Below are 22,966 nucleotides of genomic sequence, written 5' to 3' on the forward strand. Positions count from 1 at the left end.
TGAGGTAGTCAGTTACCTAATTTTCAGGGAAAAAGTACCTGAATTTTACCCCCGATCCCTCCAATGGTCGGCACTTTTTGAGGTCAAAAAAGTCTAAAAGCCTTATCCAACAAGGTTTTTAGATTTATTCAGCAAGCCCTAGATAAGGGAGAAGCTGAGGCTATTGCTTTAGCACTTGAGTTGGGAGCAGATCAAGTTTTGATTGATGAGCGTCGTGGTCGTAGAATTGCTGCTAGACTTAATCTTCGATACACAGGAATTCTGGGCATTTTAGTTGAGGCGAAGAATCGACGGTTAATCTCTGAGGTGAAACCCTTGCTAGACGCTTTGATTGATCAAGCAGGATTTTGGGTGGATGCACCTTTATACAGCAGTGTTTTACAGATTGTTGATGAAGAAAAAAATAAACCCCCTCAAGATTGATTAAAGGGGCATTGATTGTATTTTTAGAAGCAATTTAGCCTACTTTTGTGGTTTGTTTTTCAGTGGATTTAGAGGGTTTTAGTTTGCCCTTGAGGGTTGAAGCTGCGCCGAGAGTGCCGAGGGCGAGGAGACTGAGGATGGCGGATGGTTCGGGAACTATCAAGGGTGAGAATATCTCAGTATCTCCAAACTCGTTAGGTAGTGGAGCTGGTTCTGGTGAATCTGGCTTTATCGTAGCGGACAATGTATATATGTACCGAGCATTCACGCTTTTACCAATATACTTTGCTGTAAAATCTGATGCACCATTTATAAGATTGATTGTACCTGATATACCATCGTTTGTAACTCGTGTCGTGTCATACCATTTGGTACCTTCAAACGTAAATGATGAAACCTTTGGAGTTGCGTCATTCGTAAGCGTTACACTTGTTATTGGAATATCGGATGTTGTAAACTTAGATTTTACGTCTTGGCCATTCGATGTGTATTTAATGGTGTCGAATTTAACTTTACTTCGAGTAGTATCTACTGTATGATCAGCTTTTAAAACTATAGTGTAAATTACCTTAAATTCGGCTGGTCCAGAGTATTTTTTTATATAATCGTTTACCGCTTGTACATCTGCGTCTGTTGATCCAGCAACTTTTTCACCACTGCCCGAAACTGAGCCGTGTAATATAATAGTAGAGTCAAAGGTCAAGGTAGCTGCATTTGCTGTATCTACAAAACCTAAAAAAGCAGAAAAGGCTAGGGGAATTGCACTGTATCGACAAAAATTGTTAATTTTCATTTTTTTAGTCCAGTATGATCTTCTTAAGTAAACTTATCTCAGGTCAAGCAACAACCCAACCCAGTACAGAAGGCGGATAGTAGGACAATACACATTCCCCCCCCCACAACTGTATCAAAAGCTACAATTTATAAATCTTTATATTTCTCTCCCTAGCTTAGGGGTTGACAGAGCAGGGAGTCTCAGGTGTTTTCCGCTGTTTTACCCCTTCTCAGACGAACTATCCTCTTCCTTGAGTTATTGTGGCGCGGTATGTCGGATTCGCCTTTGCGTTCAACTCTGTCTCGAAGTTGTTGAAGCAGATTCTCTATTTTGTTATAATTAGTGTCATTCGTTCGGTTTTGGGAGGGAAAAATATTCCGACACTTGCACAACTCTTACAATGTTATACCCTATCTTGTTGGGCAACAAGGTTTTATTTACCAATTAACTTAATAAGATTGGATGAGCGTACTAAAAATATTTTCATGTTAATTGGTGAAGGTATTGAGATTGAAATTAAACCTAATGGACAATGGATAAAATGAATCAAAAACCTAATTTTAAAACTATGACCTCTCAAGAATTAAAAAGTTATGTATTATCTCATCGTGAGGATGACGAAGCTTTTTATGCTTATGTAGATAAGCTAAATGAAAGAAAAGATCGAGTAGTTTATCCACCTTTAAACTCCTTAGAAGATATGGAAAAATATCCCGAAGTTATTGAACAAATGCGTCAAGATTCCCGTCATAATTTTCAGCAAAATGAGTTAACTTAGATACAGTGTGATCGCACTCTCTCGCAGTCAGGTCAAGCAATAGCCCAACCCAAGACAGAAGGAGGACAACAAAACAATGCACATTTTCTACTCTAAGACTGTAGCCTAAGCTACAATTTAATAAATATTTACATTCCTCCTTTCTCCTGTCGATCCTAGACATCATTCTAAAAGTCGGCACTTAAAGGGGTACGGGGGAAAGGAATCACATCGCGAATATTGGTCATTCCCGTCATGAATTGTACCAGACGCTCGAATCCTAAACCAAAACCAGCGTGGGGAACGGAACCGTAGCGACGCAGATCCAAATACCACCACAAATCATCGGGATTCATTCCCTGTTCCTGCATTCTTTGGATTAATACATCTAATCGTTCTTCCCGTTGGGAACCGCCGATAATTTCGCCGATCTTGGGCGCTAAAATATCCATAGCGGAAACAGTTTTATTATTGTCATCTAGACGCATATAAAAAGCTTTGATTGTCTTGGGATAATTGGTGACAATCACGGGTTTTTTAAATAGTTCCTCGGCTAGATAACGTTCGTGTTCTGACTGTAAATCTACGCCCCATTCTACCGGAAACTCGAACTGACGATCGGCTTTTTCTAATAACTCGATCGCTTCGCTGTAGGTAATCCGGCCAAACTCACTATTAACGATATTTTCAGCCGTACTTAACACCGTTTTATCGATACGCTCGTTAAAAAACTGCAAATCTTCGGGACAATTTTCTAAGACGAATTTAAAGATATATTTCAGAAAAGCTTCCGCTAAATCTTGATCTCCTTCCAGATCACAAAAAGCCATTTCCGGTTCCACCATCCAAAACTCGGCCAGATGACGGGAAGTATTAGAATTTTCGGCGCGAAAAGTCGGGCCAAAAGTGTAAACATTAGATAAAGCCATGGCCATTACTTCCGCTTGTAATTGTCCACTGACGGTTAAATAGGCCCGTTTACCAAAGAAATCCTCGGCAAAATTGGCGGGTTTTTTTAAATCTAAACTGGTGACAGTAAATAATTCTCCCGCACCTTCGCAGTCGTTAGCGGTAATAATGGGAGTATGTACCCAAATAAAGCCCTTTTCTTGTAAAAAAGTGTGGATAGCGGTAGCGCAAGCGTTTCTAACCCGCATTACTGCCCCTAGGGTGTTGGTTCTTGCTCGCAGATGGGCAATAGTTCTCAGAAATTCAAAGGAATGACGTTTCTTTTGTAGGGGATAATCCGGGGGACAGTCACCATAAAGGGTGATTTCGGCCGCTTTTAACTCGATATTTTGCCCTTTACCCGGGGAAGGAACCAAATTTCCCGAAACAGCGATCGCTGTTCCTGTACTAATTGTCTTTAGTACAATTTCATAATCGGGTAAAGTCGGTTCGAGGATAACTTGTAAGTTGGCTAGGGATGAGCCATCATTAACTTCCAGGAAAGTAAATTCTTTTAATTCTCGTTTTGTTCTCACCCAACCCTGCACGGTGACGGATTGATCCGGTTGTCCTGTTTGAAAGATTTCCTTGATTCTGCTAGTCATCGCGTATCCCTATGTTAGAACCAAAGAGTATTTTAGAATAGAAAGTCCAGATCAGGCTAAAATCAATCTCGAACAGGTGTCATGCTTCTGGTGGAAAAATTATTAAGTAAGCCCAAAAGCCGTAAATTAGCGATTTTTTTGGCTTTTATCGGCAGCATTCTCGCTTTACCCTTTCCTATCGCCGGTATTCATAAATTCTATCTCGGTCAACCTCTCTGGGGAATTATCTATCTTCTGCTTTGGCAAACTCCGATTCCCCGGGTGGCTTGCGCGATCGATGCAGTGTGGTATTTAATCCAAGATAACCAATTTTTCACTAACTATTTTCCCACTGCCACCGCTGCTGCCACTGTCCCCAGTTTAGAGCCTAAACAAGTAGAGGCGATCGGGGCAGCTTTAAGGGAATTAGAGCGCCTCCGGCAAGAAGGATTAATTTCTGAGTACGAATTTGAAGAAAAACGGCGACAATTACTACAATGACACCGCAAAACTGGTTAGGGCGCACTTTTAACCCTTTAAAAGCCAAAATTAGCAATGATCCCTATTATCGCTTTCGTTCCCTTGATGAGATCGCTATGGCGGCACAATTGGGCATTAAAATTAATGTCAGTCAAGCGGGTGTGGATGATTGGCTGCGATTGCCGGGGATATCCATCCATCAAGCGCGAATGTTGGTGGAATTGCTGGGTATGGGGGTAGAATTGCTTTGTCTTGAAGATCTAGCGGCTGCTTTGAGTGTTCCTGTGGCTAGATTGAAAGCTTGGGAACCGATTCTAGAATTTGCCTATTATAGCCCCGAAAGTCACCTCGTACCCCCTAAAATCAATCCTAACACTGCCTCGATCGAGCAGTTAACTACCCTGCCCCTGATCAGTGATAATTTGGCAGCTGCCATTATTAAAAATAGAGAAGAACAGGGATTATTTAAGAATATTGTGGATTTTAAAGGGCGTTTATCCCTAGACGCTCAGGAAATCTCCCAATTAATGCACTTTTTCCAGTTTTAATCCCAAATACTCAGAACAGGAGACAGGAGATAGGAGGCAGGTTTTAGGTGTTGGGGGTTGGGGTTTTGGGGTTTTGGGGTTTTAGTTCAATTTCCCCACTCCCCAATTCCCACTTCCCAGTAAATCTAAATGTCTTCAGATTCCTCCGCATCACTAGGGGGAACTAGGGCCACCGCAGCGATCGCATCGTCCTCATCGAGTTTTTGCACCCGGATGCCTCCGGCCGAGCGCGATTGAGGAGTAATCGCATCGACGGATTGACGGATGATAATGCCCCGTTCGGTGATAATCATAAATTCCTCGTGGGGGTTAACAACGTGCAGAGCCGCTAATTTATCGTTCTTTTTGCGGAATTTAATCACTCTGACTCCTAATCCCGCCCGATTTTGCAGACGTAGGAGGGTAACGGGAACCCGTTTTCCCAGTCCTGCCATGGTAATCGCTAACACCCAGGGGCCATTATTAGCCACTTCGGGGTTAATTTCTTCGCTTTCGTCCTCGGTTTCTTCTTGGTTAGATTCAGCGATTTGGGCGACAATTTGACTAGGCAGGATGTCCATACTAATTAATTCGTCACCTGAGCGCAATTTCATCGATTTTACGCCTTTAGTTGCCCTTCCCAAGGAGCGCAATTGTTGACTATCGGCCTTAAAATGAATTGCCATCCCCTGACGAGAACCGATAATGACGCTATCTTCCTCTTTAGCCAAGCGAACCCAACGTAGTTGATCACCGTCTTCGAGAGAAATGGCGATTAAACCGTTTGATCGAATATTACTAAAGGCAGCGAGGGCGGTTTTCTTGATAAATCCCTTTTGTGTGAGCATAATCAGGTAATTATCCTCGCTGAACTCGCTGACTGCCACCACCGAGGTGATTTTCTCCCCTTTGGGAATCTCTAACAGTTGCACGATGGGAACGCCGCGAGCGGTACGGGAACCGGTGGGGATATGATAGGCATTGAGACTATAGACAACCCCGCGATCGGTGAAAAAGAGAACGCTATCGTGATCGCGGCAGGTGATAAAGTGATCGATGCCGTCGTCTTCTTTCATTTTTGCGCCAGCTTTGCCCCTTGTTGCCCGATTTTGGGACTCAAAGGTATTAACGGGCATTCTTTTGATGTAACCCTGTTCGGTGACGAGAATTAAGGCCTGTTCGTTGGCAATCAGGTCAGTTTCGGCGATTTCTCCTTCCCGTTGTTCGATATGAGTGCGACGGGGAGTAGCGTGAATCGTTTTGAGCTGTTGCAGTTCTTCCTCGATAATGCTGTCGATGCGTTCTTTTTTGGCTAGAATATCCTGAAGATCGCCGATTTTTGTCAGTAATTCCCCGTGTTCTTGCTGAATTTTCTCCGATTCTAGGGCGGTTAACCGTCGCAGCTGCATTTGTAGGATTGCGTCCGCTTGCACCTCTGAGAGGCCAAAATTCTGCACTAATCCCTCTTTTGCACTAGCTGTGTCGGCAGCACTGCGAATCAGGGCAATGACTGCATCGAGACTAGCGAGGGCAATTAGTAAACCCTGAAGGATATGATCCCTTTCCTCGGCCTTGCGGAGTTCATAACGGGTACGACGGGTGATCACTTCTACCCGAAAATCGAGGAAAACGCGGAGAAACTCCCTTAAAGTCAGTAATCTCGGTTCGTTATCGACTAATGCCAACATATTCGCCCCAAAATTCGACTGGAGGGGCGTTTGTTTATAAAGATTGTTAAGGACGACGCGAGGATAGGCATCTCGTTTCAGTTCGATCACCACCCGGATGCCGTCGCGATCGCTTTCGTCCCGCACGTCGGAAATACCGTCTATTTTGCGATCATTGACCAAATCGGCGATTTTTTCGATTAATGCCGCTTTATTGGTTTGATAGGGCAGTTCGGTGATGATAATAGCATCTCGATCGGGTCTTCCCCTTTGTTCGATGGTTTCAAAGGAGGCGACTCCCCGCAGGGTAATAGAACCCCGGCCGGTGGTGTAAGCTTCCTGAATACCGTCTCTACCGAGGATATGCCCCCCGGTGGGAAAGTCCGGCCCCGGGATATAACGCTGTAATTCCGTATCGGTGAGATCGGGGTTATGGATGAGGGCAACGGTTCCATCGATAATCTCGGCCAGGTTGTGGGGGGGGATATTGGTGGCCATACCGACGGCGATGCCCGATGAGCCATTAATTAGCAGTTGCGGGACTCTAGAGGGCAAAACCACGGGTTCCTGTTGGGAACCATCGAAGTTATCGGCAAAATCGACGGTTTCTGACTCGATATCCTGTAGTAGGGCGTTGGTGGCCAGGGTGTGCAGACGACACTCGGTATAACGCATGGCTGCCGGGGGATCGTTATCGATCGATCCGAAGTTACCATGACCGTTAATCAGGGGATCGCGCATGGAGAAATCCTGGGCCATGCGGACGAGAGCATCGTAAACAGCAGTATCCCCGTGGGGGTGGTATTTTCCTAATACTTCCCCGACGACTCTAGCGCATTTCCGGAAGGGGCGATCAGGGGTTAATCCTAGTTCGTACATCGCATAAAGAATGCGCCGGTGTACGGGTTTCAGTCCGTCCCTAGCGTCGGGCAAGGCGCGCCCGACGATGACGCTCATGGCGTATTCTAGGTAGGAACGGGACATTTCATTGCTTAAGTCTGTGGGGACGATATGATCCTGGGCGGCGGTCATAGGGGGGTTAACTCCAATAACAAGGCAAAAAAAGCGTTTTTGTGAGTAAATTCGCTAAAAATCGGGCTTTTACCCTTTTGATGTGCAGAATATGCCCATTTGTAGGACTATTTTACCATAAAATCCCTCTTTTTTGGGGTTTAGAATAGTGTCAAGTTAGCAGCGATCACAACAGGAAAAAGCAAATGGTGAAGACCACTTTTAGCAGTTTTTCCCTCGATAATTAGGATAAAATAAAAATGCGATCGAGAGTTAATACCATGGCCCGATCGGCAGCTCGAGAATCGATGATAATTGAGATTAATGATCCCTTAACTCCAGCGAAGACTATTAACCTGATTTTCCCAGCGCAAAAATTCCCCCAAAATGCTTACTCCTCTCCTCTGGCAAAGTGCCAATCCCCACCCCGATAATCTGGAGAATTTCCAAATTATTAGCCAATGGTGGCAAGATTTAAATCTTAAGGAAGTCTTCTGGCAACAGCGTTTAATTCCCGATACTGGCTCTCTGGAAGATATTAATTGGGAGCAGCAAGGTTTTGATGAAAAATTTAGCATTCAAATGCCCCAAATTCGGGGGATTACCCTCTATTGGCATAAATCTACTTTTGCTGACGAAAGAAGCATGACACCTAAACAATTAATTTTAGATCGGGAACGGGAGCAATTAGACATTTATCCTCAATCCCAAGCTAGTTTAGTTATTCGGGTGACGAAACCCCATCTAGTTTATCAAAAATTCGAGCTAAAAAATCCTCTCCTAGTCGGCAAAAAAGCGGAAAGTGAATATATTTTACTGATCAGGGATAAAGAACAGCAAATAGAAGTTAAAATTAATCTCAGTCCTGAAAATTATCGGCAATTTCTAGAAACCATGACTGAGGATCAATAAATAATGTGGCAGGGAAACCTAGAACTAATTTACACGCAAAAAAATCTCGCAACCCAGATTAATCACGTCTATGCTACCGCCCCTTTAAAAGTACAAAGACCCTTTTATCCCGAGGGAAAAAACCTTTGTCATACGGTGATTTTACACACGGCGGGGGGAATAGTTGGCGGTGATGTTCTGCAACAAAAAATTCATCTCCAAGCCGCTACCAATGCCCTGATTACCACTGCTTCTGCTGGAAAAGTTTACCAGAGTAACGGTCAGATGGCTCAACAATTAATCGAGATTAAAATCGATGACAATGCTGGTTTAGAATGGCTACCCCAAGAAACAATTATCTTTAATGGGGCGGCATTTCGCCAACATTTACGAGTGGATTTAGGGGAAAATAGCAGTTGGTTGGGATGGGAAATTACCCGTTTTGGTCGCAGTGCGCGAGGGGAGAAATTTTTAGCGGGAGAATGGCATTCTAATTGGGAAATTTGGCGATCAGGACAACCTTTATGGATCGATCGCTCCTTCCTGTTGGGTGGTAAAATGATCGAGGGATTTTCCAGTTTAAATGATAGCGCCCTGATCGGTACTTTAGTTTATATCGGTCAACCGGTGGGCAGAAATTTAATCGAGAAAGTGAGAGATTTTTCCCTAGAAGGAGAGATGGGAGTTACTAGCACTTTAGGAGATGGTCTTTTGTGTCGTTATCGGGGTAATTCTAGCGGTGAAGTGCGACAATGGTTTCAGCAGGTTTGGCAAATTTTAAGGCGAGAAATGAGCGATCGAGAGGCAATTATTCCGCGAGTTTGGTTATCTTGGTAAAGGCGGTCAATTTTAATTTTCTCAAGTCACTTGAATGCCTGTATCGGTGATTGGGGCTATCCAAAATTGTAGATCGGGAGCGACGAGAATTTCCCGGGCCTCTTTAACGATAGTTTCCGCCACTTCCTGAGATGAACAGAGAGTAAAAACCGTCGGGCCAGAGCCTGACATCATCGTTCCCAAGCCGCCTAAATCGCCTAGAACCTGTCTTAACTCGGCTACGAGGGGAAATTCGGGTAAAACCACCTTTTCGAGGTCATTATGGATAAATTTGCCGATAGCAGCTGGTTTTTTCTGGGCGATCGCTTGTACCAAAGCCCCGGAACTCACCTGCTGACGGCGGTGATGAAAGTCCTCTGGAGAAGACAGATAGGTATCCTGAAATTTTTGCCGATAGCTTTGGTAGGCCCAGGGTGTAGAAACGGATAAATGATCGTATTTAGCTAAAATAACCCATAATCCAGTGAGAGGAGCGATCGGATCGAGAATTTCTCCCCTTCCCGTACAGATAACCGTTCCTCCTGTCACACAAAAGGAAGTATCGGACCCCAATCTTGCCGCTAAAGTTTCTAATTCCGGACGGGTTAACCCTAATTCCCAGATTAAATCGATGCCGACTAACACCGCCGCTGCGTTGGTGGATCCCCCCGCTAAACCGGCAGCCACGGGAATATATTTCTCGATGGTGATATCGATGCCGCCGTAATTGGCAAAGAGGCGGGGGAATTCCTTCGCCATCAAAGTGGCGGCCCGATGGGCGAGATTACTGCTATCTTGGGGGACGAGGGGATGATGGCAAAAGAGACGGAATTCCTGCAATCCGTTAGGCCGGAGAGTGATGCGATCGCATAATGCCACCGTCTGCATCACCATCACTAACTCGTGGAAACCATCGGGGCGATCGCCAACGATTTCTAGATATAAATTAATTTTAGCGGGGGCTAGAAGGGTATAACTGTGCATTTGTCAAGAAAAAAAATCTAAAATTTTGGCAATTGACCTAATTTTTCCGCCAAGTCAATCCATTGCGATAAACTGAGATCTTCGGCGCGAGCGAGGGGATTAATCTCTAATTGTGTCAGGATTTGGCTTAATCGATCGCTATCTAGACAATTTTTTAGATTATTGCGTAACATTTTGCGCCGGTTGGCAAAACCCCAGCTAATTAAAGTGGACAAAAAGGCAGCATTACTGACATTATTCGGCAAAACACGGGGTAAAAGCTGAATTACCGCCGAATCTACCTGGGGAGGTGGGGAAAAGGCCCGCCGGGGTACATCACAAATCCATTGACAATCGGCAAGGTATTGAATGCGGACGCTGAGAGCGCTGTAAGCTTTGGTAGAGGGGACAGCGACTAATCTTTCGGCGACTTCTTTCTGGACTAAGAGGGTAATACTCTGGTAAGGGGGGGTGAAGGGATGGGCGATCGAACCGAGGAGCCTTTCGAGGATCGGACCGGTGATATTATAGGGGATATTAGCCACTACTTTATTAACCGGCGGCAGTTGCTCCGGTTTAAGGGTAAGAAAGTCGCCTGGGATGAGATGAAAGTTATCTTGTTGGCCAAATTTTTTATTTAAAATTGTCCATAGATCTCGATCGATTTCTACAGCGACAACCAATCGAGCGCCATCGAGAAGACGACGGGTTAAAATGCCTGTACCCGGTCCGATTTCTAATACCCGATCCTCGGATTGTAAATTAGCAGCGCCGATGATGCGATCAAGTATCGATTCATCTTTTAACCAATGTTGTCCAAAACGTTTACGCGGTTGAATTTTCATCCCTCTATTTTAAAATCATAGGGTTGTCCTCGACAATAACACCCCTGAAAATATGGGCCATGCGATCGATAACCGCATCAATTATCATAGAGCCTAGACAAAGATAGCAAAAAAATTAGATACAATGTCAGATTTGAACGATGTTTTCGCAATTGTAGCCGGAGCGGTTCCGGGGGCGTTATCTCGTTATTATATTACCGAATGTACAAAAGCAAAATTCGGCTTGCGCTTTCCCTATGGAACCTTTATTATTAACTTAACCGGCTGTCTAGCTATCGGTTTCTTTTTGGCTATTTTACCCAGTTTTTCCTTTTATTCCCACCAACTAGATTTAATGGTGAGAACGGGATTTTTAGGAGCCTATACCACCTTTTCTACCTATAGTTTAGATATCTTGATCCTCTGGCGCAATCAGCAAAATTTTCTCAGTCTTTTTTTTGCCGTTGCTAGTATAATTTTCGGATTGATTGCCGTGAGAATCGGGGCAGCTATTGCCCAAGTTTTTCTAGGTTAAGTAGGTAGGCGTTAAAAACTATCAGATCCCCCCGCCTATCGGCACCCCCCTTATTAAGGGGGGCAGGGGGGATCGAACCTAAAATCAATTTTTAAATTTAATTATAACCAGCTACTTAATTCTCCAATTTATTGACTATTTAAGGCTAGGACAGACTGCATGGATTTTTTCAGGGGACGTTATAGTTTATTCGTGGCGATTGGGGCTATTTTTGGGGCTTTGAGTCGTTTTTATATTGCGAAATTATTTGAAAGTCTTTTCGGTCAAGAATGGCAATTTTTTGGGACATTTTTTGTTAATGTTTCTGGCTGTTTAATTATTGGCTATATCTTTACTATAGTCAGGGAAAATATTCGCATAATTTCCCCAGAATTAGGATTGATGCTTGCCACGGGTTTTTGTGGTTCCTATACAACTTTTTCCACCTATAGTTTGGAGGTTAACAAGTTTTTAGAGCGGGGAAACATGACTTTTGGCTTAATTTACTGCTTTGGCAGTGTTCTTGGGGGGATGATGGCGCTTAAAATTGGAGTTATTTTAGCAAGAACAGGTTTTCCTAGATGAGTTATTAAATAGATTTTGCGTCTGATCCCCCCTGCCCCTAGGGTTGATTCATAGTAGGGTTGATTCATGAATCAACCCTACTACCTTGATAAGGGGGGTGTCTGACAACTTTTAACACCTAACTACTTAAGCATCTCAGCACATTCGAGGAATCGTAGTACATAGACTGTTTTGACATTTTCACGCCATCAAGGAGTATAGAGGGCGATTTTCCCAAGATTATCGCCCCGATAAAACCCGTTCCACCCGTCACAAAAGCACCCATTGCTCAAACTTTTCCCTGTCCTCACTTCCCCTCGGTAATTGAAATTTAATCACCTTAACTCTGTCATTACTATACCTTAAATCTTAGTCAAGATTTAAGCTTTTCTTGATAAAATTTGAAGACAGATTATTTTAGACTAGGAGCAGTAAATCTTCAGTAAAAATGCTCCTATGAATCCATCTCCAGAGTCAACTTTTGTTTGTCCGATTATCATCGAAGACGACAGAACAGGATTAGACACAGAAACTATCCGACGGGCTTTAAGGGATAATTTACTCTATATTCAAGGTAAATTACCGGAATTAGCCAGCAAAAACGATCTTTACATGGCCCTGGCTTATACAATCCGCGATCGTTTATTGCAGCGTTGGTTAACCACCCAACAAACCTATCTAAAAAAAGATGTCAGAACCGTTTGTTATCTCTCGGCCGAATTTTTAGTCGGTCCCCATTTAGCTAATAATTTAATTAATCTCGGTATCTACGAACAAGTCGAGAAAGCTGTCAGCGAATCGGGATTAAAACTAGAAGAATTAATTGCCCAGGAAGAAGAACCGGGGTTAGGAAATGGTGGTTTAGGTCGTTTAGCTGCCTGTTATTTAGATTCCCTTTCTACCCTAGAAATTCCAGCTATTGGTTACGGTATTCGCTACGAATTTGGTATCTTTGATCAAGAAATCCACGACGGTTGGCAGGTGGAAATAACCGATAAGTGGTTACAGTATGGAAATCCCTGGGAAATTGCCCGACCGGAATCATCGGTAGAGGTAAAATTTGGCGGTTATACCGAATCCTATACCGACGAAAATGGTAATTATCGCAGTCGTTGGATTCCCGATTATGTAGTCAAAGGAATTCCCTACGATACCCCAATTCTCGGCTATCGAGTTAACACCGCTAATACCATGCGTCTCTGGAAATCAGAAGCTTGTGAATCTTTTGATTTTGGTCGCTTTAATCGCGGCGATTATTATGGTGCGGTGGATAATAAAGTTCACTCGGAAAATATCAGTAAAGTTCTCTATCCTAATGATGAACCAATTCAGGGCAAAGAACTACGTTTAGAACAGCAATATTTCTTTGTTTCCTGTTCCTTACAGGATCTGATTCGTATTCACTTACATGAGAACCCCAGTCTCGATAATTTTCATCAAAAATGGTCGGTACAATTGAATGATACTCACCCTTCCGTCGGAGTAGCAGAGTTAATGCGCTTGTTAATTGACGTGCATCATTTCGATTGGGATAAAGCTTGGTTTATTACTCAAAATACCTTCGCCTATACTAATCATACTCTTTTGCCAGAAGCTTTAGAAAAATGGCCTTTGAGTATTTTTGGTCGTCTTTTCCCCCGATTAATGGAAATTATCTATGAAATTAACTATCGTTTCTTGGATAAAATTCGCATTATTTATCCCCATGATGACGGCAAAATGTCCCGTTTGTCTATAATCGATGAAAGCGGCGAAAAATACGTCCGTATGGCTCACCTCGCCTGTGTGGGTTCCCAGGCAATTAATGGGGTGGCAGCCCTCCATACAGAATTACTTAAAAAAGATGTTCTGCGCGACTTCTATGAACTCTTTCCCGAAAAGTTTAGCAACAAAACCAATGGAGTTACTCCCCGGCGCTGGATAGTTTCTAGTAATCCCCGCTTAACTTTTGCGATTACCGAAAAAATCGGCGAAAATTGGATTAAACATCTGGAGGATTTACGCGGTTTAGAAAACTATGTCGATGATGGGGGGTTTCGGGACTATTGGCGACGAATTAAATACGATATTAAGGCAGATTTAGCCAATTATATCGCTAAAAAAGTCGGCATTAAAGTTGATCCTAGTACCCTCTTTGATGTGCAGGTAAAACGCATTCATGAATATAAACGACAACACCTCAACGTTTTACACATCGTTACTCTCTATCATCGTCTCAAAAATAACCCCAATCTCGATATTACCCCCCGTACCTTTATTTTTGGTGGTAAGGCAGCCCCGGGTTATTTTATGGCGAAATTAATCATTAAATTGATTAATTCTGTGGCGGAAGTGATTGATAATGATCCGACGATTGGAGGACGTTTAAAAGTGGTTTTCCTCCCCGATTATAATGTCACCTTCGGTCAACGGGTTTATCCAGCTGCCGACTTGTCCGAACAAATTTCCACCGCCGGGAAAGAAGCTTCGGGAACCGGTAATATGAAATTCTCTATGAATGGGGCCTTAACTATCGGTACTCTCGATGGGGCAAATATCGAAATTCGTGAACAGGTGGGGGCGGAAAATTTCTTTCTTTTTGGCTTGACAACCGAGGAGGTTTATGCTAAGAAAGCCGCCGGTTATAATCCCCAAGAATACTATTACCATAACGAAGAATTGCGGGCAGTATTAGACCTCATTGGTTCGGGATTTTTTAGCCGGGGTGATAGTAGTTTATTCCGCCCGCTTGTGGATAATCTTATCTACAATGATCCCTATATGTTACTGGCCGATTATCAATCCTATATCGACTGTCAGGAAGGAGTCGGTCACGCTTATAAAGATCAAGAACATTGGAGTCGTTTAGCGATTCTTAATGTGGCCCGCATGGGAAAATTCTCTAGCGATCGATCGATTCGGGAATACTGCGAGAAAATCTGGCGGGTACAACCGGTAAAGATTGAATTACCCGATTATACTCAAGCTAATGCCGGTTTATCGGTAAATTAGAACCAATCTAGGCAGTAGGATCCTGTTCATTTATCCTACTGCCCACAGGTTAACTGGCCCTAGGCGACTCTAACCTAAATTTCTACGGGATTGACGGGGCTCGAACCCGCAACTTCCGCCGTGACAGGGCGGTGCTCTAACCAATTGAACTACAATCCCATTTTTGCGACAATTCCAATTGTAACTTCATCATCAGGGTTATGTCAAGCACCTCTGGGAAAATTTTTTTTGAGGGAGTGGGGAGAGAGGAGATGGGGAGAGGGGGGAAACAATTCATAACTGGGTTTTGAAAGTTGGATTGGGAGTTAATCGTACTATCGATCAAAAACGGATTTGCTATACTTCAAACGGTCACAATGCGAGTTTTTGCGGCTCTTCTCGACTTTGTATGATAATCAGTGCTGATCATTCCTAGTAGTCTTGCTAGGCAAAGCTTTGAAGACTATAGTTCTGGAAAATTATCTCTATTCTTCTTCCTTCCACACAGAAACGAAAAGAGCCGTTAGTTAAAGCCAAAAAATCCCAATCAAGTCAATCAGGAAAAATGTAAAGAATTATCAAAAAAAGTCCTTGAGCTAACACCCGCAGCAAAGACTTTGAGCTAGAATCTAGTTGTCGCTGGACTCAGAGGGGGATTTCTATGAAACTCAACTTGTTCGCTTCACTAATGGCGGCTAGTACGCTGGCTGTTGGGGCTTTGACGATTAGCAGCCAGCCTGGGGAGGCGCAAACTAATACCTATTCCTGCGAAACGAATCGGGGTGTACCTACCACCTATGCTCTTACTGCAACGGGAAAAAAGATTGCCGTCATTCGCTGGGTGAAAAACTGGGGAGGTAAATATACCCCTGAGGTTCGCTGTCAAGAAGTTTCTGCTAAATTCCAGTCAGCCTCGGAACAAGGTCTTCTCAAGTATCTAACCTACGGAATTAAGAGCGGACAAAAGGTTATCTGCGTCGCGGGGGAATATGGGGGGCCTTGCCTGCAAGTCCTATTTACTCTCAGAAGTAATGACGATCCTGATCGCGTTCTTCAAGATATGATGAGTGTCGGTTTTCGCGCTCAAGGACCCGTTGTGCAATCGGAAGATGGTTCGCCTCAGTATTACTACGATTTCGAGCAATTTCTGGAAAAAGCCCCCACTGCGGAGTAAAATTAGCTGGGTTTTAGCCTTCTACAAGCGCAGGAGAGGACAAAAGCTGATGAATTATAAATTTCTAGTCCTGGCAACGGGAATGGCAGGCTTATTGTTGCTCCCTATCCAGAGTTTTCCTCTCAGTTGGACTGTCCCCAGCGTAGTAGCGCAAACCGTCACTTCTCAACTGTCACCGGAGCAACTACAAAAACTACAAAAGCTGGCTCAGTCTATCACGGTCAAAGTTTTATCAGGAGATAGTGGTGGGTCGGGAATTTTGATTAAAAAAGAAGGTCAGGTTTATACCGTCTTGACTAACCAGCACGTCCTCGCCCCTGGAAAATCTACTCGCATCCAAACTCCTGACGGTAACTTCCATAAAGCCACGTCAGTCGCGGGAGTAAACTTTCAAGGGAAGGATTTAGCCCTGTTGCAATTTCGTGCCAGTGCTGACTATGCAGTGGCTTCCCTGACCAATTTAGCAACGGTGGCAGTCAACGAGCCAATTTTTGCGGCTGGCTTTCCCTTTGATGCTGATTTATCTCAACCCAGTGGGTTTACTTTGGCGACAGGACAAGTTTTATTAGTGCCGGAACGAGCTTTTAAGGAAGGCTACCAGATAGGCTACAGCAACAACATTGAAAAGGGCATGAGTGGGGGACCGATTCTGAACCGTCAGGGTCAGGTTATTGGCATTAATGGCATTCACGCCGATCCTCTGTGGGGAGATCCTTATGTCTATGAAGATGGTTCTCGTCCTACTGATGCCCTACGAGATTTGATGAGCCGCTACAGTTGGGGCATTCCCATACAGACTTTTGCTCAATTAGCTCCGCAATATGCCTCAGTAGAGGCGTTAGCTGCTGGAACTCCCACTGCAACGGAAGAAAACTTGCCGCCTATCGCTAATGATGTTAACAATATTGCCCAACAAATTACAGTACAAATCGATGTGCCAAATACATCACATTGCAAAGGATCGGGGGTAATTATAGTCAAACAAGGCAACACCTATACTGTTCTTACTGCCGAACACGTTATCCGTGAAACGGAGGAATGTGATAGAAAAAAACTTGAGATTATCACCCCTGATAATCAACGATATTTAGTGGATGTGAATGAAAATACAGTAAAAACCTTACCAGGTGTTGACCTAGCTGTATTGAAATTTACCAGCAAGCTTTCTTATCAGGTAGCAACGTTAGCAAGACACGATTTAGAGAAGAAGGGGGGGTTAGTTTTTGTTTCGGGTTTGCCAGGTTCAACAGTAGCCAATGGAAAAAATAATCGCTTGTTTACCATTGGAACTCTTTTCAACAAAGAATGGGGATCTATATCAGTCAAAGATTCTCTTTCTTTAACTTATGGTTATGAATTGGTTTATACTAATATCACTGAAGCGGGGGTTAGTGGTGGTCCCGTGTTAGATATACGTGGACACGTTATTGGGATTCACGGAAGAGCAGACGGAGAAGCCGTTGTAGATGAAGCTGGATCAGGACGTTCGATGCATCTAGGTTATAGTCTAGGAGTCCCAATTAATACTTTTTTGAGTCTAGTAACTAAGGTGGGAATAGAACCGACGCAGTTGAGGATATATACTGCTGAACCACCATCACTTACTGAATCAGAGACTCAATCAATCAAATTATCTTTACTCAAAAGAGTACAAAAACCAAACAACAGCAATGATGCTATCAATTGGCTAAATTATGGCAATCAACTATGGCGGTTAGAACAATATGAAGAAGCTTTGGCTGCCTTTGACAGGGCAATTCAAATTAAACCTGATTTTTATCAAGCTTGGTATTCGCGGGGGCTGGTATTGTTATCTCTAGAAAAATATTCAGAAGCTCTTGAAGCTTTTGAAAGAGCCATTCAAGAAAGTCAGGAAAAATTTGCTCTTGCTTGGCGAGGAAAAGGTGAAGCACTTATCAATTTACAGCGATATCCAGAAGCTCTGGCATCTATTGAGAAAGCTGTTGCTCTTAATCCCAAGGATTTTTTAGTTCGCGTATATCAAGGAATTTTACTACAAGCGCAGGAACGTTATCAAGAAGCGATTGTAGCCTATGATCAAGCGATTAAAATTAATCCTCATCCCTGGGCTTACAATAACCGTAGTTCTGTTAGAGCTAAGTTAGGAGATAAAGAAGGTGCTTTAGCCGATGTCAATAAAGCTCTTGAAATTGACCCTGATTATGCAGAGTCTTACCTCCAGCGAAGTTACATCAGATCTGAATGGGAAGATAGAGAAGGTGCTTTAGCAGATGTAAACAAAGCTCTTGAAATTGCTCCCAATTATGCTGATGCTTACTATAGCCGTGGTCTTCTTCAATATTATCGGGGAGATAGAGCTGAAGCAATTGCTGATTTAGGAAAGGCAATTCGGCTTAATCCCAATAATGCTTATTTTTACTATAGTTGGGGTGGACGTTATTCTAACGAAGGAGACAATCAGGAAGCGATCTTTTACTACAATAAAGCGATCCAGCTTAATCCTAACTATGCCGAAGCATATTACGATAGAGGACTGGCTTACAGTAAATTGAGAGATAGGCAATCAGCCTTGGCTGATTTTCAGAAAGCAGTAGCACTCTATCGGCAGCAAGGGAACACATTTTTTTCTCGGCAAGCATTGGCAAGAATTACCGAACTTCAAAGAACTCCATCTGCTGTAGAACCAGCCAATGTTACTTTATATGAGGGACCAGCTCTAAATACTACCTTTCAATCACCGGGCAAGATATCTATCGAAATCGTTGAGATCGATAGTTCGTCTCGTAGGGTTCAAGTACGGATAGCTTTTTCTCAAGGACTTTATGGTGAAGGAGTGTTTGAGGGACTTATTAATCAAAACAACGTTCTAGAGCTATTTGGAATACTTGGAACTTTGCAGGCTGCTGGTTTTCCAAATACTGATGTGCGCCTAGAATTTTTGCCGAATAAGACGATAAAGGGTACTTACTCAATTTATGCTGGTGCTCATGATTTCCGAGGAAGAACTCAAAATGGAGAGTTTACAGCTTCCCAAGTCCCAACAATGAGCAAGGAAACTTCTCTAGCAAGCTCTGAAAATGCTGAAGTCTCCTTCAATAGAGGTTATGCTCACCATAGTCAAGGAGATTATACTGAAGCGATCACTGATTATACTGAAGCGATTCGTCTCAAGTCTGACTATGTCGAAGCATACTTAAGACGCGGTATTGCCCTTGCTCAACAGGGAGAAAGTCAGAAAGCAATTGAGGACCTTAACAAAGCTTTGCACCTGAATTCTGATTTATTGCAGGCTTACTACATTCGGGGCTTAATCCGCGCTAGTCTGAAAGACTATCCGAAAGCTGTTGAAGATTATAACCAAGTTTTATTGCGTGTTCAGGAGATTGCAGGAATTGGTGTTCAAACAGAAATTAATGCACAGACTAAAATTCTAACAATCGTAGCAGTAACTGACAATTTACCAGCCTACAAAGCAGGTATCAAAACAGGCGACCAAGTGCTAGAAATTGACGATAAATCCACCGCTAATCTGAGTTTAGAAGAAGTAGTTAATTTATTGCGCGGTAAGAAGGGAACCCAAGTAACCCTAAGAATTTCCCGCCCAGGTAAGGGGGAATTTAAAGTTACTTTGACTAGAGAACCAATTGTCAATCCCCAATTAGCTGAAGTTTACTACAATCGAGGGCTTGCTCGTCTTGAGCTTAAAGACAAACAAGGAGCTAGAGAAGACTTACAAAAAGCTGCAGACCTCTATCAACAACAAAATAATATAGAAATGTACCAAACAGCATTGGAAAAACTCAAAGAGATTCAGTAGAAGTCAGCATGAATGTAGTTGATTTAATTAATTAGTTAGTGTATAATTTGTGTAATCCAGAATTAATGAGTTACTTTGGTGCGAGATAAAAATCTGGTTTGTTTAACTTAAAATACCTGTAATCAGTCAATATTAGCAAGATGAAACAACTATCCAAAAGTCACCAAAAATATCAAGGAAGAATCTTGTCAGACTCTATCATTTCACCCCAAGAATTAGCATTACGCAAAACTAGAAGAGATGAACTTGGTAGGCGCTGTCGAGAGATTTTCGAGCAAATACGTCCAGAATTGATCGAGAAATATTATAACTGGTTTATTGCTATTGAAGCCAATAGTGGAGATTATTTAATTGACCCTACCCTCGAAGGTTTAATGCAAAAAATTCGCCATCAATATGCGAATACAGAAGTTAAATTGACTACTTTCCGCCTCAATGAAACAGGAGCCTGTGGCATGATATGATTGTAGGCATATTTGGAGAAAATGGAGAGTTACTCTTTGAAATTGACTTGATAGCAGCTAATGGCGAACAATTTCCCCTTGAAGTTCTACTAGATACAGGTTTTACCACCGGTTGGCTGGCGATTAACTCCCAAGATTTAGAAGCACTACAGTGGACTTTAATTGCCTCCCAAATTGAGATGCAAACAGCTAGAGGAAAGGAGTTTTTTGACCTTTATGAAGGTCAGGTCATTATTGATGGTAAAGAGTTTATTATTCCGGTTCATGCTGGAGATGAAATTCCAGAAACTTTGCTAGGTTCACAATGGTTGGAAATAGTTGAGCTAGTTGTGAATAAATCTAAGGAGATTTTGACTATAGAAATTATTGAATTTGACCAATAAGTTAAGTAAAAGATAACAAATCGGTGAAGTATCTGAAACCACAATCATAGGGGTTTTAATTTTTCTTCTTGTCGCAGTTGTTCATGGATTTGACTATCCGCTTCCAAATCAGCTTCACTGTAAGGTAAATCTACCCCTTTAGCTTTTAAAAATGCGTCAACTTCAAGGCGAGTTTTCATCCCTAATAACTCTCGCACTTTCCCAACACTAATCGACCTTTGCCAATACGCTTCAACGATAACCATTTCCATTAACCTACACTCTAAACTTCCCCATTTAGCTTCAAGAGAAGATACAATATTGTCAGGTAAAGCAATCTGAATTTGCATGAATATTTCCCCATTTGTTATCATTTTTGTATCAATCTAACTGCAAAAACAGAGTTTAATCAATAGTGAATGAATTAATTATTTTTTGAGCAGTTCCCTCAAGTTCAGAAAAATTTTCTGATTCCGCTTTATAGTTAATAATGTAGGCGTGATTTGCCGTTAATGACAAAATTTGTTTGATTTTAATTTTTTTACCTCCCTGTTGTTCAGTATAAATAATTTGCATAGCATCTAACTTACCCAACTTAGCGGGGATTGGTTTAGTAATAAAGTCTTGCGTAAATTTTTGACTAATTTGATTGACCGTCTTTTTAGTAAATTCATCTAGTGTAGTAGGGGATTCTAAGGAATGAATATTAACTATAACCATCGCAGGAAAAGATTTTGATATATTATCTTTTGGAGCAACAAATTGAACTACTTCCCCATTTATTAGCTCTCCAGGTATCGCTTGCCAACTTTTGGGATATGTAATTTTCCAGTTTTTGGGATAGGAAATTTTAAGGTCAGCATTCAACTGTTCCTTATTCGGGTCATAGACCCGATAAGGGGAAGTAATTGTAATTATTTTTGGTATTAACAGTAAAACAGCCCCCAAAGCTAAAGCACCGATAACCAGCTTACCCTGATAAAGTATTGATAGCTTCTTCTTCCTTGTCCAAACCAGAGGAGTAGCAGCAGGATTTTGACAAATAAGGGGCAGCCCCATCACCCCCGGCAGTTCCGTATCTAATCCTTCTTCAGCTAGACGTTCTCTCGCCGTCCGCACCGACAAATACAAAGATTTACCCCTAGAAAATGCCTTGAGAAAATGCTTTAAAAACTCCTGTGCCACCTTATCGGGTACAGGTTCTCGCATGACGATCGCTTGAGGAATTTGCAAATTCTCCAATTCCTTGGCCAACCCCAACCCATCACAAGAGTTAAAAATGGCTAACTGTAACCCCCCTTCGATCGCTGTCCTCAAACCATGTTTTAACTCACCGATAGTCAAACTTTCCCTTTGATTAATATAAATGCGCCCCACTTCCCCTTCCGTATGGCTGTGTCCGGCAAAAAAAAGGATGTCCCAGTGTTGTTCCCAAAGTTGTTCGCTAATCTTTTGTCGAGGCGGTTCTACCAAAAAAACCGTCTCAGCCCCTGGCAAATTCTCCAAGAAGCGTCTATCTGCCGTCACGTCAATGCCCTCGCTATTGCCTAAAATTGCCAAGATTCTCAGCCTTTTGGTGGGGGAAGGTGGGCTAACAATTTTTTCAAAGACAGGAGCGGCGATCGCAACCTCTGACTTGGGATAATGGTCAAAGAACTCAATCAAATTCCAAGGTAGCCGCCGCAAATAGCCATCCCCAGCTTGAATGATGAAGCGAATGGGTTCGGAACGGTTCAAATTCTCTAACAGACGCTCTCTCACCGGACGAAACGACTCGGAGTTCAGCCAGCGTTTGAGGCTATCTTGCAAAGTTTGAAGGGTCTGGCGACAGTCGGCAGTAGTGGAAACATTGGTAATTTGGGTAGCAGGTGCTGTTAGCCTGACAACAACAGGCAAATGTCTATAACTAGACTGCCATTGGTCATAGTTTTGGGGAATTTCCGGAGCGCTTGGCAATTTACCTGTAACTTCGATCGAAGGAGGGGAGCCTTCCTCAGCAATTTGCAGGATAACAGGAAATCCCTGTTCCCAGTTGCCTTCTCCCAATTTAACAGTCACTAACTTAACCATTGCTACCACCTGTCGTTGTTAAAAAAAATATTAATAGATCGCCTATTTAAAAGGGTAAGTATTGAATGCGATTCACAAATTCTTCGGGGTTTCCCAGTTTGGTGATGAGTTCTAAGTCGCGTATGCAGTCGCCAATTGAAACCATTAACTGATGAGCATAAACAACTCCAGCGAAGTCTATTCCTACTGTCTGACGGTGACTCCCTTCAACTAAGAAATCCCTGTCTTGTGTAAAAACAATTCTTCCTAGTGCTGTTGATCGGTCTAGAATTACGGGGTCAGGGCTACCAGAATAACCATCTTCCTGAACTGTCAGCACATCAACATCTCGAAGGCGCAATCCTATCGTGATGGCTCCATGTACGTTTTCATCCATATAAAGT

22 protein-coding genes and 1 tRNA gene are annotated in these 22,966 nt (G+C 42.8%); 14 read left to right on the top strand and 9 right to left on the bottom strand.

Features of this window, described 5'->3' with window-relative positions; translation table 11 throughout:
* Positions 1-180 precede the first annotated feature (180 nt).
* Positions 181-423, top strand: a complete 243-nt coding sequence (locus ACOCD9_RS07910; RefSeq protein ID WP_287700111.1) for a DUF3368 domain-containing protein — start codon at positions 181-183, stop codon at positions 421-423.
* 34 nt (positions 424-457) lie between these two features.
* Here ACOCD9_RS07910 and ACOCD9_RS07915 read toward each other — a convergent pair whose 3' ends face one another.
* On the bottom strand, positions 458-1,216 hold the full coding sequence (locus ACOCD9_RS07915; RefSeq protein WP_287700112.1) for a PEP-CTERM sorting domain-containing protein: 759 nt from the start codon (positions 1,214-1,216) through the stop codon (positions 458-460).
* A 242-nt stretch (positions 1,217-1,458) separates the two neighbouring features.
* On the opposite strand from ACOCD9_RS07915, the gene ACOCD9_RS07920 reads away from it, so the two are divergent.
* Both ACOCD9_RS07920 and ACOCD9_RS07925 read left to right on the top strand, forming a co-directional pair.
* Positions 1,459-1,743 carry a DUF6888 family protein gene (locus ACOCD9_RS07920; RefSeq protein ID WP_419547014.1) on the top strand — a complete coding sequence of 95 codons (285 nt, stop codon included), beginning with the start codon at positions 1,459-1,461 and terminating at the stop codon, positions 1,741-1,743.
* Positions 1,740-1,976, top strand: a complete 237-nt coding sequence (locus tag ACOCD9_RS07925) for a DUF6887 family protein (RefSeq protein WP_419547016.1) — start codon at positions 1,740-1,742, stop codon at positions 1,974-1,976. Before ACOCD9_RS07920 ends, ACOCD9_RS07925 begins: the two co-directional genes overlap by 4 nt.
* Positions 1,977-2,143: 167 nt before the next feature.
* On the opposite strand, the gene asnS is transcribed toward ACOCD9_RS07925, so the two are convergent.
* Positions 2,144-3,508 carry an asparagine--tRNA ligase gene (gene asnS / locus ACOCD9_RS07930; protein WP_287700114.1) on the bottom strand — a complete coding sequence of 455 codons (1,365 nt, stop codon included), beginning with the start codon at positions 3,506-3,508 and terminating at the stop codon, positions 2,144-2,146.
* An 81-nt stretch (positions 3,509-3,589) separates the two neighbouring features.
* Here asnS and ACOCD9_RS07935 point away from each other — a divergent pair, with 81 nt between their 5' ends.
* Positions 3,590-3,988, top strand: coding sequence for an NINE protein (locus tag ACOCD9_RS07935; RefSeq protein ID WP_287700115.1), 399 nt, complete (start codon positions 3,590-3,592; stop codon positions 3,986-3,988).
* On the top strand, positions 3,985-4,515 hold the full coding sequence (locus ACOCD9_RS07940) for a ComEA family DNA-binding protein (protein WP_287700116.1): 531 nt from the start codon (positions 3,985-3,987) through the stop codon (positions 4,513-4,515). The genes ACOCD9_RS07935 and ACOCD9_RS07940 overlap by 4 nt, the downstream gene beginning before the upstream one ends.
* Positions 4,516-4,640: 125 nt before the next feature.
* Here ACOCD9_RS07940 and gyrA read toward each other — a convergent pair whose 3' ends face one another.
* Positions 4,641-7,193, bottom strand: a complete 2,553-nt coding sequence (gyrA, locus tag ACOCD9_RS07945) for a DNA gyrase subunit A (protein WP_287700117.1) — start codon at positions 7,191-7,193, stop codon at positions 4,641-4,643.
* A gap of 366 nt (positions 7,194-7,559) precedes the next feature.
* On the opposite strand from gyrA, the gene ACOCD9_RS07950 reads away from it, so the two are divergent.
* Together ACOCD9_RS07950 and ACOCD9_RS07955 are read left to right on the top strand one after the other, a co-directional pair.
* Positions 7,560-8,084, top strand: a complete 525-nt coding sequence (locus ACOCD9_RS07950) for a hypothetical protein (RefSeq protein WP_287700118.1) — start codon at positions 7,560-7,562, stop codon at positions 8,082-8,084.
* Between the two features lie 3 nt (positions 8,085-8,087).
* The gene (locus tag ACOCD9_RS07955) at positions 8,088-8,900 is read left to right on the top strand and encodes an urease accessory protein UreD (protein WP_287700119.1); all 813 of its coding nucleotides are present in this window, start codon (positions 8,088-8,090) and stop codon (positions 8,898-8,900) included.
* A gap of 21 nt (positions 8,901-8,921) precedes the next feature.
* On the opposite strand, the gene ispE is transcribed toward ACOCD9_RS07955, so the two are convergent.
* Both ispE and rsmA read right to left on the bottom strand, forming a co-directional pair.
* The gene (ispE, locus tag ACOCD9_RS07960) at positions 8,922-9,863 is read right to left on the bottom strand and encodes a 4-(cytidine 5'-diphospho)-2-C-methyl-D-erythritol kinase (RefSeq protein ID WP_002797798.1); all 942 of its coding nucleotides are present in this window, start codon (positions 9,861-9,863) and stop codon (positions 8,922-8,924) included.
* 17 nt (positions 9,864-9,880) lie between these two features.
* The gene (gene rsmA, locus ACOCD9_RS07965; protein WP_287700120.1) at positions 9,881-10,687 is read right to left on the bottom strand and encodes a 16S rRNA (adenine(1518)-N(6)/adenine(1519)-N(6))-dimethyltransferase RsmA; all 807 of its coding nucleotides are present in this window, start codon (positions 10,685-10,687) and stop codon (positions 9,881-9,883) included.
* A gap of 124 nt (positions 10,688-10,811) precedes the next feature.
* On the opposite strand from rsmA, the gene crcB (ACOCD9_RS07970) reads away from it, so the two are divergent.
* The 3 genes from crcB (ACOCD9_RS07970) to ACOCD9_RS07980 all read left to right on the top strand — a co-directional run bounded on the left by crcB (ACOCD9_RS07970) (position 10,812) and on the right by ACOCD9_RS07980 (position 14,735).
* The gene (gene crcB, locus ACOCD9_RS07970; RefSeq protein ID WP_287700121.1) at positions 10,812-11,201 is read left to right on the top strand and encodes a fluoride efflux transporter CrcB; all 390 of its coding nucleotides are present in this window, start codon (positions 10,812-10,814) and stop codon (positions 11,199-11,201) included.
* A 159-nt stretch (positions 11,202-11,360) separates the two neighbouring features.
* Positions 11,361-11,765, top strand: a complete 405-nt coding sequence (crcB, locus tag ACOCD9_RS07975) for a fluoride efflux transporter CrcB (RefSeq protein ID WP_287700122.1) — start codon at positions 11,361-11,363, stop codon at positions 11,763-11,765.
* A 435-nt stretch (positions 11,766-12,200) separates the two neighbouring features.
* Positions 12,201-14,735, top strand: coding sequence for a glycogen/starch/alpha-glucan phosphorylase (locus ACOCD9_RS07980; protein ID WP_419547018.1), 2,535 nt, complete (start codon positions 12,201-12,203; stop codon positions 14,733-14,735).
* Between the two features lie 85 nt (positions 14,736-14,820).
* Here ACOCD9_RS07980 and ACOCD9_RS07985 read toward each other — a convergent pair.
* Positions 14,821-14,894, bottom strand: a tRNA-Asp gene (locus tag ACOCD9_RS07985).
* A gap of 481 nt (positions 14,895-15,375) precedes the next feature.
* Between ACOCD9_RS07985 and ACOCD9_RS07990 the strand changes: the two genes are divergently transcribed.
* The 4 genes from ACOCD9_RS07990 (at position 15,376) to ACOCD9_RS08005 (ending at position 20,534) form a co-directional block, all read left to right on the top strand.
* Positions 15,376-15,888 carry a COP23 domain-containing protein gene (locus tag ACOCD9_RS07990; RefSeq protein WP_287700124.1) on the top strand — a complete coding sequence of 171 codons (513 nt, stop codon included), beginning with the start codon at positions 15,376-15,378 and terminating at the stop codon, positions 15,886-15,888.
* Between the two features lie 49 nt (positions 15,889-15,937).
* A complete protein-coding gene (locus tag ACOCD9_RS07995) occupies positions 15,938-19,687 on the top strand; it encodes a tetratricopeptide repeat protein (RefSeq protein ID WP_192576002.1) in 3,750 nt (1,249 codons plus the stop codon).
* Positions 19,688-19,827: 140 nt separating this feature from the next.
* Positions 19,828-20,151 carry a hypothetical protein gene (locus ACOCD9_RS08000; RefSeq protein ID WP_002759112.1) on the top strand — a complete coding sequence of 108 codons (324 nt, stop codon included), beginning with the start codon at positions 19,828-19,830 and terminating at the stop codon, positions 20,149-20,151.
* Positions 20,148-20,534, top strand: a complete 387-nt coding sequence (locus ACOCD9_RS08005; protein WP_123230638.1) for an aspartyl protease — start codon at positions 20,148-20,150, stop codon at positions 20,532-20,534. Before ACOCD9_RS08000 ends, ACOCD9_RS08005 begins: the two co-directional genes overlap by 4 nt.
* 44 nt (positions 20,535-20,578) lie before the next feature.
* Here ACOCD9_RS08005 and ACOCD9_RS08010 read toward each other — a convergent pair whose 3' ends face one another.
* The 3 genes from ACOCD9_RS08010 to ACOCD9_RS08020 are packed head-to-tail and all read right to left on the bottom strand — an operon-like array spanning position 20,579 to position 22,959.
* Positions 20,579-20,863, bottom strand: coding sequence for a UPF0175 family protein (locus ACOCD9_RS08010; RefSeq protein WP_016516854.1), 285 nt, complete (start codon positions 20,861-20,863; stop codon positions 20,579-20,581).
* Positions 20,864-20,918: 55 nt separating this feature from the next.
* Positions 20,919-22,583 carry a CHAT domain-containing protein gene (locus ACOCD9_RS08015; protein WP_287700125.1) on the bottom strand — a complete coding sequence of 555 codons (1,665 nt, stop codon included), beginning with the start codon at positions 22,581-22,583 and terminating at the stop codon, positions 20,919-20,921.
* A gap of 46 nt (positions 22,584-22,629) precedes the next feature.
* Positions 22,630-22,959: a DUF5615 family PIN-like protein gene (locus tag ACOCD9_RS08020; protein WP_287691780.1), complete on the bottom strand. Its 330-nt coding sequence runs from the start codon at positions 22,957-22,959 to the stop codon at positions 22,630-22,632.
* Positions 22,960-22,966: the final 7 nt, after the last annotated feature.

Origin of the sequence: Microcystis sp. (genome assembly GCF_048564745.1) — a bacterium.
Classification (GTDB): domain Bacteria; phylum Cyanobacteriota; class Cyanobacteriia; order Cyanobacteriales; family Microcystaceae; genus Microcystis; species Microcystis ichthyoblabe_A.